Raw genomic sequence first — 15,787 nt, forward strand, 5'->3', positions numbered from 1 at the left:
CCGCGCCCCCAAGCCCGCCCGTCGGACGACGACCAGGAGGCGAACCCGATTGACTACGGAACCCGGAACCGGTTCCGCCCCCACACACGACACGCGCGGTCCGTTCCGCCCCCTCTCCGCCAGGGCACCTCTACTGTCCTCACTGAAGGTGAGGAACTACCGGCTGTTCTTCCTCGGCCAGGTCGTCTCCAACAACGGCACCTGGATGCAGCGCATCGCCCAGGACTGGCTGGTCCTCAGTCTCACCGGCTCGTCGACCGCCGTCGGTATCACCACCGCCCTGCAGTTCCTGCCCCTGCTGCTCTTCGGCCTGTACGGCGGCGTTCTCGTCGACCGCCTGCCCAAACGCCCCATACTCGTCGCCACCCAGGTGGCCATGGCCCTCACCGCGCTCGCGCTCGCCGTCCTCACCCTGACCGACCGGGTCCACGTCTGGCACGTGTACGCCGCCGCGTTCGCCGTGGGCCTCGCGACCGTGCTCGACAACCCCGCGCGCCAGTCCTTTCTTTCCGAGCTGGTCGGCCCGGAACTGCTGCGGAACGCGGTCGGCCTCAACTCCGCGAACTTCCAGTCCGCCCGGCTGATCGGTCCGGCCGTCGCGGGCCTGCTGATCACGGGCATCGGCACGGGGTGGGCGTTCCTCCTCAACGGCGTCTCCTTCGCCGCGCCGCTGGCCTGCATGACGCTGATGCGGCGCCGCGAACTGCACACCGTCGAGCGCGCCCCGCACAGAAGGGGACAGCTGCGTGAGGGCTTGCAGTACGTCGTCGGTCGCCCCGACCTGATCTGGCCCATCGTCCTCGTCGGCTTCTTCGGGACCTTCGCCCTCAACTTCCCCGTCCACCTTTCCGCCTTCGCCGACGACGTGTTCCATGCCGGGGCGGGCGCATACAGCCTCTTCAACACTCTGGTCGCGGCCGGCTCCCTGGCAGGCGCGCTGCTAGCCGCCCGACACGAGAGCGCGCGGCGGCGACTGCCCTTCCTCGCCGCGCTGGCCTTCGGCGCGCTGCAGACCGTGGCCGCCGCGGCACCGACCCTGTGGAGCTTCGCGCTGCTCATGATCCCCATGGGCCTGTTCGCCATGGTCGTCAACGTCACCACCAATGCCACCATGCAGACCTCGACCGCCCCGACGTTCCGCGGGCGGGTCACCGCGCTGTACATGATGGTCCTCCTCGGCGGCGCGCCTCTCGGCGCTCCGGTGGTCGGCTTGATCACCGACACGTACGGCGCCCGTACCGGCCTCGGGGCGGCCGGCGTGGTGGCGGCTGTCACCGCGACGGCGACCGGCCTCCTTTTGCTCAGAGCCGGTGACCATCGGCTCGCGTTCGGGTGGAGCCGCCGCGTCCCGCGGATCCGGGTCGTGCCCCGGAAGGCGGACAAGAGAGCCGACCTGCCCGCGTGACCGGCGTCCACCCACCGGGGAACAGACGCTCGGCTCCTTCGGCAACGCTCTGGGCGCCATGCTCACCGTCCGGTCCGAGACCGTCGGGCGACGCGGCCGCCCCAGAAAACAGCAGGTCATCTGCACTGCCCGGCCCCCTCCGCAGAGTCCACGTCGTGCACTTCGGAAAACAGGTCGAGCAGCACCGTCCACGCCTGAGGAACCCAAGAAAACCGCAGGTCAGAGCACCTTCGCAGCCGGTTCCAAAATCGCCACGCACTCCACGTGATGAACCGCCCCGGGTCTGATGGAGGCTCGATTCCCTGAGAGGATCGAGTCATGGCGCGTCCGTCCCCCTACCCTGCCGAGCTTCGTGAGCGCGCGGTGCGCATGGTCGCGGAGATCCGTCCGAACTACCCAACCGAGTGGGCCGCGATGAAGGCAGTCGCAGCCAAGCTGGGGATCGGTGCGGCGGAGACGGTGCGGACCTGGGTCCGCAAGGCCGAAGTCGACGCCGGCCAGCGGCCCGGCGTCACGTCCGAGGACGCTGCGGAGATCAAGCGGCTGCGGGCCGAGAACGCCGAGCTGCGACGGGCCAACGAGATCTTGAAGGCGGCGTCGGCTTTCTTCGCGGCCGAGCTCGACCGGCCGTCGAAACGCTCGTAGCGTTCATCGACGCACACCGCCAGGTGTTCGGAGTCGAGCCGATCTGCCGTGTCCTGACCGGCCACGGACTCAAGATCGCGACGACTACGCGGCGAAGAACCGCACCCCCAGCACCCGGGCGGTCCGCGACGCGGAACTCAAGGCGCACATCAACCGCATCCACACAGACAACTTCAGCGTCTACGGGGTCCGAAAGGTGTGGCGGCAACTGCACCGCGAAGGCATACCGGCGGCACCCTGCACCGTCGCCCGGCTGATGCGCGACCTCGGCCTGGAGGGCGCCCGGCGCGGGAAGAAGATCCGCACCACCCTCCGCGACGACGGCCAGGAGCGGGCCGCGGACCTGCTCAGGCGCGACTTCACCGCGTCCAGTCCGAACGAGCGTTGGGTGGCTGACTTCACCTATGTCGCCACCTGGTCCGGGGTCGTCTACGTGGCGTTCGTCGTGGACGTGTTCTCGCGGGCGATCGTGGGCTGGTCCGCCGCCACCAGCAAACGGGCCAAGCTCGTCCTCGACGCCCTCGACATGGCCCTATGGCGGCGCGACCGGGCCGGAACCCCCGTGGGGCCGGGACTGGTTCACCATTCCGATGCGGGCAGTCAGTACACATCTTTCGCGTTCACCGCGCACCTGATCGAGGCCGGCATCGACGCCTCCATCGGCGCCGTCGGCGACGCCTTGGACAACGCGCTCATGGAATCCCAGATCGGCCTCTTCAAGACGGAGTTGATCAAGCCCAGCAAGCCCTGGCACGGCCTGACGGACGTTGAACTGGCCACCGCGGAATGGCCCGACTGGTTCAACAACCAGCGCCTTCACACCGCGATCGGCGACATCCCGCCCCACGAACACGAGACCAACCACTACGCTCAACACCAGCCCCAACCGGCGGCTGGAGTCAACGCATAGAGCCTCCACCGATCCCGGAACGGTTCAGTCCCTTTCCTGGACGCCGCCTATGGCAGATGTCACATCCAGTAGGTGGACGCGAGGCGGGGGTTGAATTCCGTACACAGGTGACACTCTACGAGCGGTAGGCATCCAAGCGGTTGATCTGGACGTTGCCTGCTGGCGCGAACTGTCATACGGGAAGTGTGCGGCGAATGCCGGAACTGCCCTGCATTCAGGTACGCAGACCGTCAACTGCGTAGGCAGACGCGGCCGGTGCCTCCGGAGGTTTTCACCGACGTGCTCGGAGGCTGTCTCGGCAGCGTTAGTTGGGAGCGGTGGCCGCCACCGGCACCTGGACCAGCAACTCGGGAGCACGACCGCGCTTCATGCTGTCGGGCATTCGCGTGTCGGTGGTCTCAGCTTCGTTCCGAGGCGGGCCGGGAGCGGCGATGGCTTGCGACGCGCTCCCGTGTCGCACAGCGACCTGAACAGTACCGACGAGGTGCTCCACTGCCGCCTGCGACATAAACGTTGGTGCAGCGCGAGGATGCGCACACGCCACCGGGGGGACGCTGGCGGTCCCAGATGAGGACGGCCATGGCCATACAGGAGGAGGCGAGGAACCACTCCGACCACGGTGCCTCGTCGTCGCCGTCGAGATGGATGTGCCACGGAGTGCGCCCACCATGCGAGGTGAGACGGGCCGGGCCGGATCCCTCCGCTAGGAGCCGGTTCAGGCGGGTCGCAGCCTCCGCTACATCGGGGGAGGTGAATACGTCCCGCAAGGAACCAGCAACGACGCGCATCTGCTTCACGTCCTCGCATGACACTACCAGCGGGTCGGCCTCGCCGTGTTCGCGCAGTACAGTCGCGACATCCTCCGGCGTGGACTTCTCTGCAGCCAGGACATTGACGAGTGCAGCGGCACGCTGAGCGGTCTGCAAGACGGAGTGGCGGGTGTACCAGTCGCCTCTGGCGTCCCCGCCGTTCTCGGGCCTGTCTTGGAGCTGCTTCTTGGGGGGCACATTGGACAGCGTAACGCCTATGGGAAGATCCAGCGTTACCGTGTAACGTAAAAGTTATGCTGACACGTTACAGATTGCCGCTCTACATTGCCGGGGCCGCAGCTGCGCGCACCGGCGATGAGATGTCGGGTCCGGCTCTGCTCTTGGTGGGCATAGCGGTCACTAACTCTGCCTCGGCGGGGTCGGCGCTCCTGTCAGGGATCATGATTTCGGCGGCGGTCGGCGGACCCGTGTTCGGGGCCATGCTCGACAGGTCGGCAACGCCAGGGCGGCTGTTGACCGGGGCCCTGGCCGCCTATTCCGCAGTCCTATTAGTGATCTTGCTGAGTTTGGGGCACCTTCCGCTGCCTGTGGTCATCGCGACTGCCGTGTTGGGCGGGCTCCTCGGTCCCGCCCTGGCTGGCGGGTGGACCTCACAGCTTCCCCGGCTGGTGGAGCCCGAGAGGCTGCCGCGGGCCAACGCGCTCGACGCCATGACTTACAACCTTGCGAGCTTGGCGGGACCGGCCCTCGCCGGAGCGATCGCCATCCTTGCTGGTGCCACTTCTGGGGTCGTTGCGGCTGTCGCGCTGATCGTTCTCGCGCTGCCGGCCGCGTGGACGCTACCCAAAAACCCTGCGGCGTCCCGTCAGGGCCCAGAGACATCGGTTGTCACCGACTTGGCCTCCGGCTTCATCGCCATCGTGCGCGCCAAGCTCCTGGCCCGGGCCACAGTCACATCCGTGATCTCGTACATCGGTGTCGGCATGCTTGTCACGTGCAGTCCTCTCCTGGGTGAGAGCGCGCTGGGCACGACGGGCTCCGGTACTTTCCTTCTGGCTGCTCTTGCTGCCGCCTCCCTTGCCGCGAACGCTCTGGTAGCGAAGCGCCCTGACTCGCTGCGTCCAGATACCGCCGTGCTTGGGAGCACACTGGTGCTCGCTGCCGCGTTTCTTCTCGCTGCCACGGTCTCGCCAGTGCCCCTCTTTCTGGCGATGGTGCTCGCCGGAGCGGGAGCGGGGCCGCAGTTGATCGCACTGTTCGCAGTGCGTCACCGCGAGGCGCCGGAGCGGCTGCGCGGCCAGATCTTCACCACGGGCGCGAGTCTGAAGATCACTGGTTATGCAGTCGGGGCAGGTATCGGGGGGCCGATCGCCACCTGGTCCCTCTCCGGCTCCCTCATCGTGGCCGCTGGCTTCGAGATCATTGCCGCAGTGACCTTCGTGATCTTCACAGCGGCCGGTCGCGGGCACGAAGCACGGTCACCGAAAGGCACAGCATCACCGCAGGAGCAGAGAGCGGCTGTCCTATCGGGTGACCGTGTCGATCAATTCTCGGACGAGCGGGGTGACGACCTCGGGAGCCTCTAGATGCAGGAAGTGGCCAACGCCTGCTACAGGTACGAGGCTGAGCCGGGTGCCATAGCGACGCTGCACTTGCGGCGACAGGGTAGCCGCAGCGCACACGGCGGTTACCGGAACCGCCGTGTGCTCCAGGGCCTCCCGCATGTCCCACGAGAGAATCGAGCGGTATAGGTCCAAACCGAAACGGGCGTTGAGAGCAGAACACGTGGCAGCCAGCTCGTCACGAGGCAGGCGGTCACGGGCGAGGATGAATCCGTCGAGCATGCGCACTGCGGCGGCGCCGAAGTCCCCGCAGCGTCTGAAGTCCTCGACCAGCGGTTCCAAGAGCTTGGCCGCTGCGGCTTCATCCTGCTTCTCGTACACTCCTAAGTGGACAAGTCCGTCAAGAGAGATGACGTGTGCGACACGCCCGGGCTGCTGACGTGCGACCTCGATCGCCACCGCGGCACCGAGCGAATGTCCAACGACCACGACGGGCCCGCTCGGCGCGCGGGCCTTCATCAGCGCGACGACGGAGCCAGCCAGCGCCTCGACAGTTGGACGCTCGGCCAGCAGATCCGCAGGGCTATCCCCGTGTCCCGGCAAATCTAGGTCTATGGTGCGGTAGCGCCGGGACAGCACCGGTAGTTGATGTTTCCACTGGCGTCGTGAGCACGACCATCCGTGCACCAGCACGACGGTAATGGGACTGCCTGTGCTCGGTCCGCTGTCGCCGTGACCGAGCAGCATGTTCCGCGGTGCGGGGGCGCCCATGGGCCCCCGGGGATCTGCGCGCACATACACGGGGCGTCACACCCACGTGCCCACGGGGCCGACGAGGCCATCGGGTACGTCCTGCAGACGCGCGACGACAGCTTCCGCCTTGGCAGTGAGCGGCTTGACGCTCAGCACCTGCGGGAATGCCTCTGTACCCCGGGTGAGCTTGGCATGGTCGCCGCCCACTCCGTATTCCAGGTGCTGCGTGTCGGGGTCTGAGCAGGCGAAGGCGATGGGCAGGCGGTAGACGACAACCGAATATGTGTGCAGCCTTTCGCCCACCTCGTAGTCGAAGCCGCAGTGAAACCCGTACATGCGGCCTTCGTAGTGCACCCACATGCTCATGGCGAAGAGCCGGCTGTCGAGCTCGGCTGTGAAAACGGAGGTTCGTGTGTTCTGGGCGATGGCGGAGAACCACCCGGCCATCTGCTCGAAGGTGGACTTCTGGCCGTACTTGAGCTCGAGGTTGTGCGCGAGCTGTGCCAGCTTCTCGACGTTGGAGCCGTCCATGAGTTCGTGCGCGGTCTTCACACCCGCCTCGTCGAACCGTTTGAGCTCTCGGCGTATCTGGTTCCTCGTCTTCTTTCTCAGGACGTTGTCGAAGTACTCGTCGTAGCTGGGGTAGTCGCTGTGGAACACATGCCGGTTCGGTGCCGGTATCTCCACGAACCCAGCATCGCGAAGGTCGGCGCGAAGCTCCGTCCTCGCGGCATCAAGGTAGGGGTAGACGATGGTAGCGCTGCCCCAGGAGCGTCCCACAGCGATACTCTCGGCGATGAGTGCTCGCCGAGCTGTCTGGGCCTCTTCGCGCGGTGTGCCGGGTAGGTCCAGGATCCGGGAGTTGAACCAGCCGCCGCACATCAGAGACGGCAGCAGGGTGTCCTCGAGTTCTTCCTGGGCCAGATCGCTCCACGCTGCATGCGAGTGCATCATCCTGTCCGCTCGCACGATGACGTCGTCGACCGTCATGTCGAACTGCTGCAGAGTCATCCCCGCGATCATGCGCCCGCCTTCTGTCAGTGCGAGGCAGCCGTTTCCAGCGGGGACCCATGGACCGGATCCTGTGCGCTCGATCGCCAGCCACGTGGGATGGGCGAAGAGGTCCGCCGAGCCGCACAGTCCGGCCCAGTCCTGTGACTGCTGCGCTTCGGCCAGGGAAAGAAGCTGGATATTGCTCACTCTTACTCCCGGATCATCGTCTGTTCACTTGGTCTGTGCAGCGCCCGCGCAAGACAGGAGGTCGCTGGACTAGTTCCTGGGCGGTCCCGCGGCGACTATGGCTTGCGCCTCATCAAGCGTGGCAAGGTCGGGCATCGCCTCCAACCACCAGGTCGCGCCCCTCGCCTCGTAGTCATCCAAGTCACCCTGTGGGACAGGGGCGTCGGGCCCCTTGGTACGCCCCGTCACCACGATGTCGTAGTCGGGGGGAGGCGGCTGGGATGAGGCCGGACGGGTTCTCGCTACGCCAGGCGGCCGCCGAACTCGACGGCATCGTCGAGGACGTGGTGCGCTTCAGCGCCGCAGAGAGGCTGGTCGAAGACACCGTCGACTGGCACGACGAGAGCCGCACGGCCGTCGCCCTGGAACTTGCAGCGGCCCGCCTGCTGGCCGCGGGGACCGCTCCGGTGATGCCCCGCTTCGCCGCACGGCTCTCAGCCGCGCTCGACCTTCCGGAACCCACCGCCTGGCCTCGGACGGTGGAACTCCTCACCCCCGGGTCGAAGGTCCGGCTCGCGTCGACCGTGTTCTTCCGACCCACCACCAGCACTGACGACGCACGTCTTCCCCGGACCTGAGCCACAGAAACGGACTCCCGCGCCAACCGGACTCGGCCCGGCGCGGGAGCCGTCCGTCCCCGGCCAGCACTGTCGTCCCGGTCGTGCCCACGTCCTGGATACGCGATCGAGGCGTCCCGGTGGGGATCGTCAACACCGTCGTCGGATGCCTCTGCCTCAAGTGCCGCATCCACCTGCCGTACGGGCCCCGTCAAGCGCCGCGGTGCGGCAGGCGCAGCACTGGCAAGAGGCCACAGCGGCACCCAGCAGCGTGGTGGGAGAAGGACCCGCCCGGATGCCTTCGTCCGGGCGACCCGCCGCCGTGTGGGCCTTAGTACTCCAGTCTGGTTTCGCGATCTATCAGGTGGGTTCGGCGGTCGACCGTCGTCGGTAGTGGCTGCGGCGGGCTGTTGCTTGGTGGTGTCTGCGCCAGATTGACCAGTGCAGCATCCTGGTAGCAGTCAGGGCCGGTGGGCCGAAGACGGTGGTCAGCAGGTGGCGGATCTCCGGGACGGTCAGGGGGATCGGGTCGCTGCTGCGGGTGGGGTGGCACGGATCGGTGGGCCGTTTCGCCGCGTCGGCGGCGACGGCGGTCAGGAAAGCCAGGGCGAGCATGGCGAGGGTGATGTGCCGGTGCCATGAGGTCCAGTTGCGGACCTGGTAGTGGTCGAGTCCGACCTGGCCCTTGGCGGCCTGGAAGCACTCCTCGACGCTCCAGCGGATGCCGGCGACACGGATCAGTTCCGCGAGGGTGACCGGGGCGGGTGACCAGCACAGGTAGAAGGCCAGTTCACCGGTGGTGCGGTTGCGTCGGACGAGCGGGTGGCGGTGTTCACCGGTGCCGATGTAGACCCAGGCCCAGTTGTAGTGACGCGGGCCTTTCGCACCGGCTCCGGCGCTGTGCCGCTGCCAGGCGGTGGCGGGCAGCCGTGCGGCGACGGTGTCCGCGCGGATGGCAGTGCGGCCGTGGTTGATCCGCACCCGTGTCGAGCAGGCGACGGCCATCACGTAGCCGGTGCCGCGTGCCTCCAGAGCGGCACGCAGCCGTGGGTCCTGTCCGTAGGCTTCGTCGCCGGTCACCCACGGCGCCTTGATCCCGGTGTCCAGCGTGGCGGCGATCATCTCGCAGGCCAGGCGGGGCTTGGTCGCGAACGTGATCTCGTCAGGTATCCCGGCCGCCCGGCGGCGTTCGGGATCGGCGCACCAGGACTGCTCGGGGAGATATAGCCGACGGTCGATCAGGGCCCGTCCCCGGCTGGTGGCATAGGCAAGGAACACGCCGACCTGGGAGTTCTCGATGCGCCCGGCGGTTCCGGTGTACTGCCGCTGCACTCCCGCCGAAGCCCGGCCCTTCTTCACGAAACCGGTCTCGTCCACGATCAGCACACCACCGTCCGTGCCGAGGTGGTCGACGGCGTAGGCACGCAGGTCGTCGCGGACGGCATCGGCGTCCCAACGGGCGTAGCGCAGCAGCCGCTGCATCGGGCCCGGCCGGATGTGTCCGGCTTGTTCGGCCAACTGCCAGCAGTTCTTCCGCTCCGTCTTCGACAGCAGCCCGAGCAGACAGGCGCGGGCACTCGCCCTCGGCTCGACCCGGCCGAAGCGGCCCGCGATCCGGCCCATGACCTGGTCGAACATCACCCGCCAGCGGGCAATGGCCCTGGCCGCACCCCAAGCAGCCCCCGCCGCCGCGCCCCCCAATAGCCAGGCAGCGAAGAGTCCGTCTCCGCCAGGCCATGAATGCCGGTGGCACGAGAGTCCTCCCGCGCCGAGGCGAGGGAATCCATGGCGAGAATCGCCTTGTCGCAGGAGCTACGAGAGTACGAGCGGCCCTCGCACAGTCGGAGCGGGAGCGACAGCGAGCCCGACAGGTGCGCTCGCCTGGGGCCGGAGTAGATCACCACCGCCGGCAGGGAGGCGCAGAACCTGCTGGACGTGCCGCACGGAAGCAGCGAAGCCGCTTGGCGTCACGAAGCTCCCAACAACCTGCACATCTACGTAGGCGGCAGATCTCCTGACCAGCCACACAGGACACCTGACGACCCATCAGAACGAGCGTCAAATGAGCGTCACGAGCGTCATTTCAGCGTCAAGATATCGCCCGTAACGCCCACACCGCACATAATGCGCACGGGAGAAACCGCAGGTCAGGAGCCCTTTGCGGCCGGTTCAAGGATCGCGACGCACTCCACGTGATGCGTCATCGCAAACATGTCAACAGAAAACATGTCAAAGAAAACCGCAGTTCAGGGGCTCGCGTGACGCAAATCGGACTCTAGACCGATAGGCATTACGGGCACTTCGGGCGCAATCTTGACGCACGCTCGCTGCCTCAGAGGGGCCTTGAGGCTATCGCCGCCGAAGGATCTCGCCGTATGGCATTTCAAATGCCATACTCATGTCATGGCTGATGACGACACCGACTTCCCTCCTGGCGACGGTCCCACCAGCGGTATCTCCGTCTCCCTCACGGCCGGCACCCTGCAAGCGATCCGTGACCGGGTCGGCAAGCGGGGCGTATCCGCGTACCTGGAGAAGGCCGCGCAACGGCAGATCGAGCGCGACAACCTGGACGAACTGATCGCCGACTTCGACAAGACCCACGGCCCCGCCGATCCCGAGGCCGTGGCAGCCAAACGGGCCAAGCTCAGCTCTGGCACCGCCACCGAGGCCGGGGCGGCCGCGTGAGCGGCGCGCTCATCCTGGACAGCGAGGGCCTGGCCAAGGCGGTGCAGCGCGACCGAGAGGTCCACGAATGGCTCACCGCTGCCCGCGACGCCGACGTTCCGGTGATCACCTCGGCCGCCGTGCTCGTTGAGGTGATCCACCCCCGGATCAACGACGCCGCCCTGAAATGGACGCTGTCCCGACTGCGGGTCGAACCGGTCACCCAGGTCGTCGCCCAGTCTGCCGCCACCCTGCTGCGCACCGCCGGGCTGCACGGCCACAAGTACGCCATCGACGCCATGCTCTGCGCCACCGCCCTCGCCCAGCCGGGCCGCGTTACGATCCTGACGTCCGACGTCGAGGACATCACCATGCTCACCACGGACCACCCCGGCGTGACCACCGAGAAGATCTGATGCGTGACACCGCGGCGGGCCCGCGCAACGTCGGGATGCCGACAGCGGGGCAATCGGCGATCAAGGACGCTGGTGATCCAGGGACGACTGCTCGTGCATGCCGGCGCCGGCCAGGTGGGCTTCGGGTTACAGCCGGTCGCTGGGCCGCAGGACCGTCAGAGGCGGGACTGCGGGCATGCGGCGGCCTTACTGGACGGCTTCGCGTACACGACAGCCGTCGGCCTTGGGCGAATCCGCGCCGCTGGGTGGTACGAACTACTGCCGTCGTAGTCGTGGTGCCCGCCCACCGTCGCGCCGGGGAGGATGGTTTGTCGGCGGGGCGGGCGGGCTGCGTGGCGTCGTGGATGCTCGGCGGGTGGAAGCGCTCCTGCTGTCACGCGGTGCGGTGCTCTCACTGTGCCGAAGCGGTGGACCCTTGCGTTCGTGTCCTGGGCTGAATCCGGTCGGGCCGTTCCGTCGCAGGAGACGAGGTGCGGCGAAGGCTCCCCGCGCGCGGTCGTGCCCGGGGAGCCTTCGGAAGATCGACTGTCCGGTGCCGAGGACTAGAGCGCGATCCACTCGGTGGAGGTGGTGACCTCCTTCAGGACGTCCGGGAGCGGCTCGATGCCGAGGCCCGGGCCCGTCGGGACGTCGAGGTGACCGTCGGCGAGGACGAAGGGCTCCGTGATGTCCGTGGCGAAGTAGCGGTGGGAGCCCGAGGTGTCGCCGGGGAGGGTGAATCCGGGGAGGGCGGCGAGGGCGACGTTGGCGGCGCGGCCGATGCCGGTCTCCAGCATGCCGCCACACCAGACGGGGACGCCGTGGGCGCGGGCGAGGTCGTGGATGCGGCGGGCCTCGAGGTATCCGCCGACGCGGGCCGGCTTGATGTTGATGACAGAGCAGGCGCCCAGGGAGATGGCCGCGGCGGCGTCGGCGGCGGACTCGATGGACTCGTCCAGGCAGATCGGGGTGCGCAGCAGCTTGGCGAGCTGGGCGTGCTGGACCATGTCGTCGTTGGCGAGGGGCTGTTCGATCAGCAGCAGGCCGAAGTCGTCGAGCTTCGCGAGTTGCTGGGCGTCGACGAGGGTGTAGGCGGCGTTGGCGTCGACTTGGAGGAGGAGGTCGTCGCCGAAGCGCTCGCGGACGGCGCGGACCGGCTCGACATCCCAGCCGGGCTCGATCTTCAGCTTGATCCGGACGTAGCCCTCGGCGACGTAGCCGTCCACCGCGTCCAGCAGCTCGGGTATCGAGTCCATGATGCCGACGGAAACACCGCAGGGGACGCGGTCGCGTGCCGCGCCCAGGTACGAGCCGAAGGACTCCCCCGACAGCTGGAGCTGGGCGTCGAGAACGGCGGTCTCCAGAACAGACTTCGCCATGTGGTGGCCGGTGAAGGGTTCGAGTACGCGACCGACCGCCGCCGCGTCCACCCGGTTCTTGGTCAGGGCCGGGACGAGGAAGCGGCGCAGGACGTACTGGGCACCGTCGACGTACTCCGAGCAGTAGCGGGGCTCCGACATCGCCGCGCACTCGGCCCAGCCTTCGATGCCGTCGGAGGTGACGATGCGGACGAGCAGGACGTCGCGGCTGGTCTCGACGCCGAAGGAGGTGCGGAACGGGGCGACGAGCGGCATCGCGATGCGGCGCAGTTCGACGCCGGAGATCGTGGTCTTCATGTGCGGGTGACTCCTGGTGGGTCGTTCAGGCGGCGGTGCCGGCGGTGCGGTGGAGGACGTAGCTGCGGCGGTCGTGGAAGCCGGCGACGCGGGCTCCCTCGGCGAGCAGGCCGCCGAGGGTGTGGCGTACGGCCAGTCGCCAGTCGCGGGCGGCGCCCGGGTCCGTACGGCGCAGGGGCTCGATGTCGTCGGGGAGGTCGATGAGGACGGTGCCGGCGTCGGTCGGGCCGATCACAGGGTGGCCGTCGTGGTTGCGGACACCACGGGCGACATCGGCGGGCAGGTCGAAGGTGTACGGCCCCGCGGGCGCGGTCAGGTCCCAGGCGGTCAGGACACGGTCGGACTCGTCGCCGCCGTTGATGGCGTCGTCCATGGCGCCGTAGAACGACTGGAGGTACTCCTCGGGGCGGGCGCCGAGCTTCACGAGGTTGAAGTAGGCGTTGCGGCGGATCAGCGGGTCGTAGGTCCACGTGATGCGCTTGATTCCGCGGGCGAGGGCCCACTGGCGCTGGTGCAGTTTGAGGGCGAGGCCGATGCCGCGTCCCTGGGCGGTGCCGGTGATGTGGGAGTGCAGGGTGGTGCCGACGGGTTCGCCGTAGAAGGCGACGGAGGCGCCAACCAGCCGGCCGTTCTCGTACGCGCCGGCGACGTAGTTGCCCGCGTGGGACAGGGCGCGCATGACTTCCGCGGAGACAGGCGGACTGTCGGCGTCCGTCCCCCAGATGTCGGCGTAGAGGCGGCTGACGGTGTCGAGGTCCTCCATGGTGTGGAGTTCCCTGAGGTCGAGTGCGTTCACTGCAGCGCTCCGACGAGGTGGGCCAGCAGCCGGGCGCGGTCCGGCATCGTGGCGGTGACGACGTGTTCGTGGTCGGCGTGGGCGCCGTCGCCAACGGCGCCGAGGCCGTCGAGGGTGGGGCAGCCGGCTCCGGCGGTGTAGTTGCCGTCGGAGGCGCCGCCGACGGCCGCGTTCCGCAGGGGGCCGAGACCGAGACGTGAGGCGATGTCGTCGGCCAGGACGAAGAGCTTCTCCGAGGCGTCCCCATCCAAGGGCGGGCGGTTGGGGCCGTCGGCGATGCTCAGGCGCGCGCCGGGGTGTTCCGGGCTCAGGGTCCTGATCAGCTGGTCGACCGCGTCCTGGGCGGCGGCGTTCGGCACCCGTACGTCCACGCTGAGGTCGGCGCGGGCGGGCACGGTGTTGTTCGCGGTGCCGGCCGACATCACGGTGGGGGTGACCGTCGTCCCGGGTCCGGTCTGGGCGTTGACCGTGTCGGCGACGAGGCTCAGGGCGAGGAGCTGGTGGGCCAGTTCGGTGGCCGCGTTGATGCCCTTCTCGGGTTCGAGTCCGGAGTGGGCGGCGCGTCCGTGGACGGTGATGTCGTAGAGGGAGACGCCCTTGCGGCTGGTCTTGAGCGCTCCTCCAGGTGCGGAGGGCTCCAGGACGAGGGTGGCCGCGCACTGACGTGCCAGGTCCTCGATGAGGTGACGTGAGGTGTCCGAGCCGACCTCCTCGTCTCCCGTGACGAGGACGCAGAGTCCGTCGAGGGAGGGCAGGGCGGCGAGTGCGTGGAACATCTGGACCAGGCCGGCCTTCATGTCGAAGACGCCCGGGCCGCGGGCGATGCCCTGCTCCACCGACCAGGGGTGGGTCTTGAGGGAGCCGATCGGCCAGACGGTGTCGTGGTGACCGAGCAGCAGGGCGCGCGGGGTGCCGAAGGTCCACTGGACGTGGGTGACGCCGTCGACGACCAGCGTCTGCGGGCGGGCGCCGAGCAGCCGGCTGCCCTGGTCGGCGACGACCTGTGCACTGCGGGCGACAGCGGCGTGGTCGGCGGAGTACGACTCGCAGGTCACGAGTTCTTCGAGGTCGGCGAGCATGGCGCCGAGGTCGAACGCGGGGACGGGCGCGGCGTCCGCTCGCGGGGGGCTGGGTTCTTGGTCAACCGGCACGATGGGTCCTCCAGGTTGGGATGACCGCCACGCTAGGCAGGGCGGGAGCGCGCCGGTTGGTGCCGTGGTGACAACCTGGACGTCCGATTCGTACCGCGGACCCAACGCCCGCCGGACACACCGGTGCCCGGCGGCCGTACGACCACCGGGCACCGTTGCGGGGACAAGTCGGCCCAGGTCAGCCCATATGCTTGGCCATCAGCTGCCGCATGTTCCCTCCGAGGATCTTCAGGATGTCCTCCTCCGGTATGCCCCTGCGCACGAGCGCCTCGGTGACCAGCGGCATGCCCGCCGGGCCTTCCAGCCCGGGGAAGTCGAACATCGGGTCCTCGTCGTCGAGGTTCTCGCAACAGGGCGGGGTGACGTCGTGCATGACCTCCCGCACGAAGTCCGAGCCGAGGCCGACGTGATCGATCCCGGCAACGGAAAGGATGTGCTCGATGTGGTCGACGATCCGGTCGGTGCTCACCTTCGCCTGGTCGTCGGTGAGGAAGTCCGGTACGAAGTTCACGCACACCACGCCGCCGGTGGCGGCCACGCCCCGGATCTGCTCGTCGGTGAGGTTGCGGTGGTGGTCGCGCAGGGCGCGGGCGCACGAATGGGTGGCGATGAGCGGCCGGGTGGCCAGTTCCAGGACGTGCGCGACGCCGCTCGCCCCCAGGTGGGAGATGTCGAAGAGCATCCCGAGGCGTTCCATCTCGCGCAGCGCCTCGACACCGGGCACGGTCAGCCGGCTGCCCGTGGCGTCCTCGCGGCTGCCGTCGGCGAGCGGAGTGCGGCCCCAGTGGGCGATCGAGGCCATCCGTACGCCCAGTCGGAAGAGGGTGGGGAAGAGTTCGACGGAGGCGTCGATGCCGGGGGCGCTCTCCAGCGCGAGGACGAGAGCAACCTTCCCCTCGGCGAGGGCGGCGTCGATGTCGGCGCCGTTCAGGCAGAGTGCGACCTGGTCGGCGTTGGCCTCGGCGAGGACGTGGGCGCACTCGATCATGCGGAGGGTCTGCCGGAGGGCTCCCTCGGGGTGGTACTGGTCGTCGATGAAAACCGGCAGCACCTGGATGTCGATGCCGCCCTCGCGCAGCTGCGGCAGCCAGCGTTCGCGGAAGAAGGCGCCCCAGCGCTTCGGCGGGCGTGCGGCGACGGCCATGAGGAGGTCGTTGTGCGCGTCGGCGACGACGGCACGGTGGTGGAGGTCGTGGGACACGACGATCCTTTCGGGCAGTGAGGAGGCGTCCAGCGGCCCTTGAAGGGGTGTCGGGCCGCC

Annotated in this window: 12 protein-coding genes and 2 pseudogenes; 6 read left to right on the plus strand and 8 right to left on the minus strand. The window is 68.4% G+C overall.

Features of this window, described 5'->3' with window-relative positions; genetic code table 11:
• The first annotated feature begins 49 nt into the window (after nucleotides 1-49).
• Both C593_RS0114900 and C593_RS31725 read left to right on the plus strand, forming a co-directional pair.
• Nucleotides 50-1,405: an MFS transporter gene (locus C593_RS0114900; RefSeq protein WP_026277706.1), complete on the plus strand. Its 1,356-nt coding sequence runs from the start codon at nucleotides 50-52 to the stop codon at nucleotides 1,403-1,405.
• Nucleotides 1,406-1,723: 318 nt separating this feature from the next.
• A pseudogene (locus C593_RS31725) lies at nucleotides 1,724-2,960 on the plus strand (IS3 family transposase).
• Nucleotides 2,961-3,358: 398 nt separating this feature from the next.
• On the opposite strand, the gene C593_RS31730 reads toward C593_RS31725, so the two are convergent.
• Nucleotides 3,359-3,967 (minus strand): CGNR zinc finger domain-containing protein, encoded by a 609-nt coding sequence (locus tag C593_RS31730; RefSeq protein ID WP_078521518.1) that lies wholly within the window; start codon nucleotides 3,965-3,967, stop codon nucleotides 3,359-3,361.
• A 56-nt stretch (nucleotides 3,968-4,023) separates the two neighbouring features.
• Here C593_RS31730 and C593_RS0114920 point away from each other — a divergent pair, with 56 nt between their 5' ends.
• Nucleotides 4,024-5,316, plus strand: a complete 1,293-nt coding sequence (locus C593_RS0114920; protein WP_018848101.1) for an MFS transporter — start codon at nucleotides 4,024-4,026, stop codon at nucleotides 5,314-5,316.
• Here C593_RS0114920 and C593_RS31735 read toward each other — a convergent pair.
• Both C593_RS31735 and C593_RS29745 read right to left on the minus strand, forming a co-directional pair.
• Nucleotides 5,254-6,039, minus strand: coding sequence for an alpha/beta fold hydrolase (locus C593_RS31735; RefSeq protein WP_158686849.1), 786 nt, complete (start codon nucleotides 6,037-6,039; stop codon nucleotides 5,254-5,256). The two genes, C593_RS0114920 and C593_RS31735, sit on opposite strands and share 63 nt — an antisense overlap.
• A 60-nt stretch (nucleotides 6,040-6,099) precedes the next feature.
• A complete protein-coding gene (locus C593_RS29745; protein ID WP_051093688.1) occupies nucleotides 6,100-7,245 on the minus strand; it encodes a GNAT family N-acetyltransferase in 1,146 nt (381 codons plus the stop codon).
• 260 nt (nucleotides 7,246-7,505) lie between these two features.
• Here C593_RS29745 and C593_RS0114935 point away from each other — a divergent pair, with 260 nt between their 5' ends.
• Nucleotides 7,506-7,862: a hypothetical protein gene (locus C593_RS0114935; RefSeq protein ID WP_018848104.1), complete on the plus strand. Its 357-nt coding sequence runs from the start codon at nucleotides 7,506-7,508 to the stop codon at nucleotides 7,860-7,862.
• Between the two features lie 531 nt (nucleotides 7,863-8,393).
• Here C593_RS0114935 and C593_RS0114940 read toward each other — a convergent pair.
• Nucleotides 8,394-9,479 (minus strand): annotated as a pseudogene (locus tag C593_RS0114940) (IS701 family transposase); the annotation flags it as partial.
• Between the two features lie 765 nt (nucleotides 9,480-10,244).
• Between C593_RS0114940 and C593_RS0114945 the strand changes: the two are divergent.
• Nucleotides 10,245-10,529: a hypothetical protein gene (locus tag C593_RS0114945; RefSeq protein ID WP_018848106.1), complete on the plus strand. Its 285-nt coding sequence runs from the start codon at nucleotides 10,245-10,247 to the stop codon at nucleotides 10,527-10,529.
• Complete coding sequence (locus tag C593_RS0114950; RefSeq protein WP_018848107.1) at nucleotides 10,526-10,924, plus strand: PIN domain-containing protein; 399 nt, start codon at nucleotides 10,526-10,528, stop codon at nucleotides 10,922-10,924. The genes C593_RS0114945 and C593_RS0114950 overlap by 4 nt, the downstream gene beginning before the upstream one ends.
• Before the next feature lie 542 nt (nucleotides 10,925-11,466).
• Here the strand turns inward: C593_RS0114950 and menC are convergent.
• The 4 genes from menC to C593_RS0114975 all read right to left on the minus strand — a co-directional run bounded on the left by menC (nucleotide 11,467) and on the right by C593_RS0114975 (nucleotide 15,727).
• Nucleotides 11,467-12,579: an o-succinylbenzoate synthase gene (gene menC / locus C593_RS0114960; protein ID WP_018848109.1), complete on the minus strand. Its 1,113-nt coding sequence runs from the start codon at nucleotides 12,577-12,579 to the stop codon at nucleotides 11,467-11,469.
• Nucleotides 12,580-12,604: 25 nt separating this feature from the next.
• The gene (locus C593_RS0114965) at nucleotides 12,605-13,375 is read right to left on the minus strand and encodes a GNAT family N-acetyltransferase (protein WP_018848110.1); all 771 of its coding nucleotides are present in this window, start codon (nucleotides 13,373-13,375) and stop codon (nucleotides 12,605-12,607) included.
• Nucleotides 13,372-14,454 carry a M20 family metallopeptidase gene (locus tag C593_RS0114970; RefSeq protein ID WP_018848111.1) on the minus strand — a complete coding sequence of 361 codons (1,083 nt, stop codon included), beginning with the start codon at nucleotides 14,452-14,454 and terminating at the stop codon, nucleotides 13,372-13,374. Before C593_RS0114970 ends, C593_RS0114965 begins: the two co-directional genes overlap by 4 nt.
• 250 nt (nucleotides 14,455-14,704) lie before the next feature.
• Nucleotides 14,705-15,727 carry a membrane dipeptidase gene (locus C593_RS0114975; RefSeq protein ID WP_018848112.1) on the minus strand — a complete coding sequence of 341 codons (1,023 nt, stop codon included), beginning with the start codon at nucleotides 15,725-15,727 and terminating at the stop codon, nucleotides 14,705-14,707.
• Nucleotides 15,728-15,787 lie beyond the last annotated feature (60 nt).

The sequence above is a fragment of the Streptomyces sp. CNT372 genome (assembly GCF_000377145.1).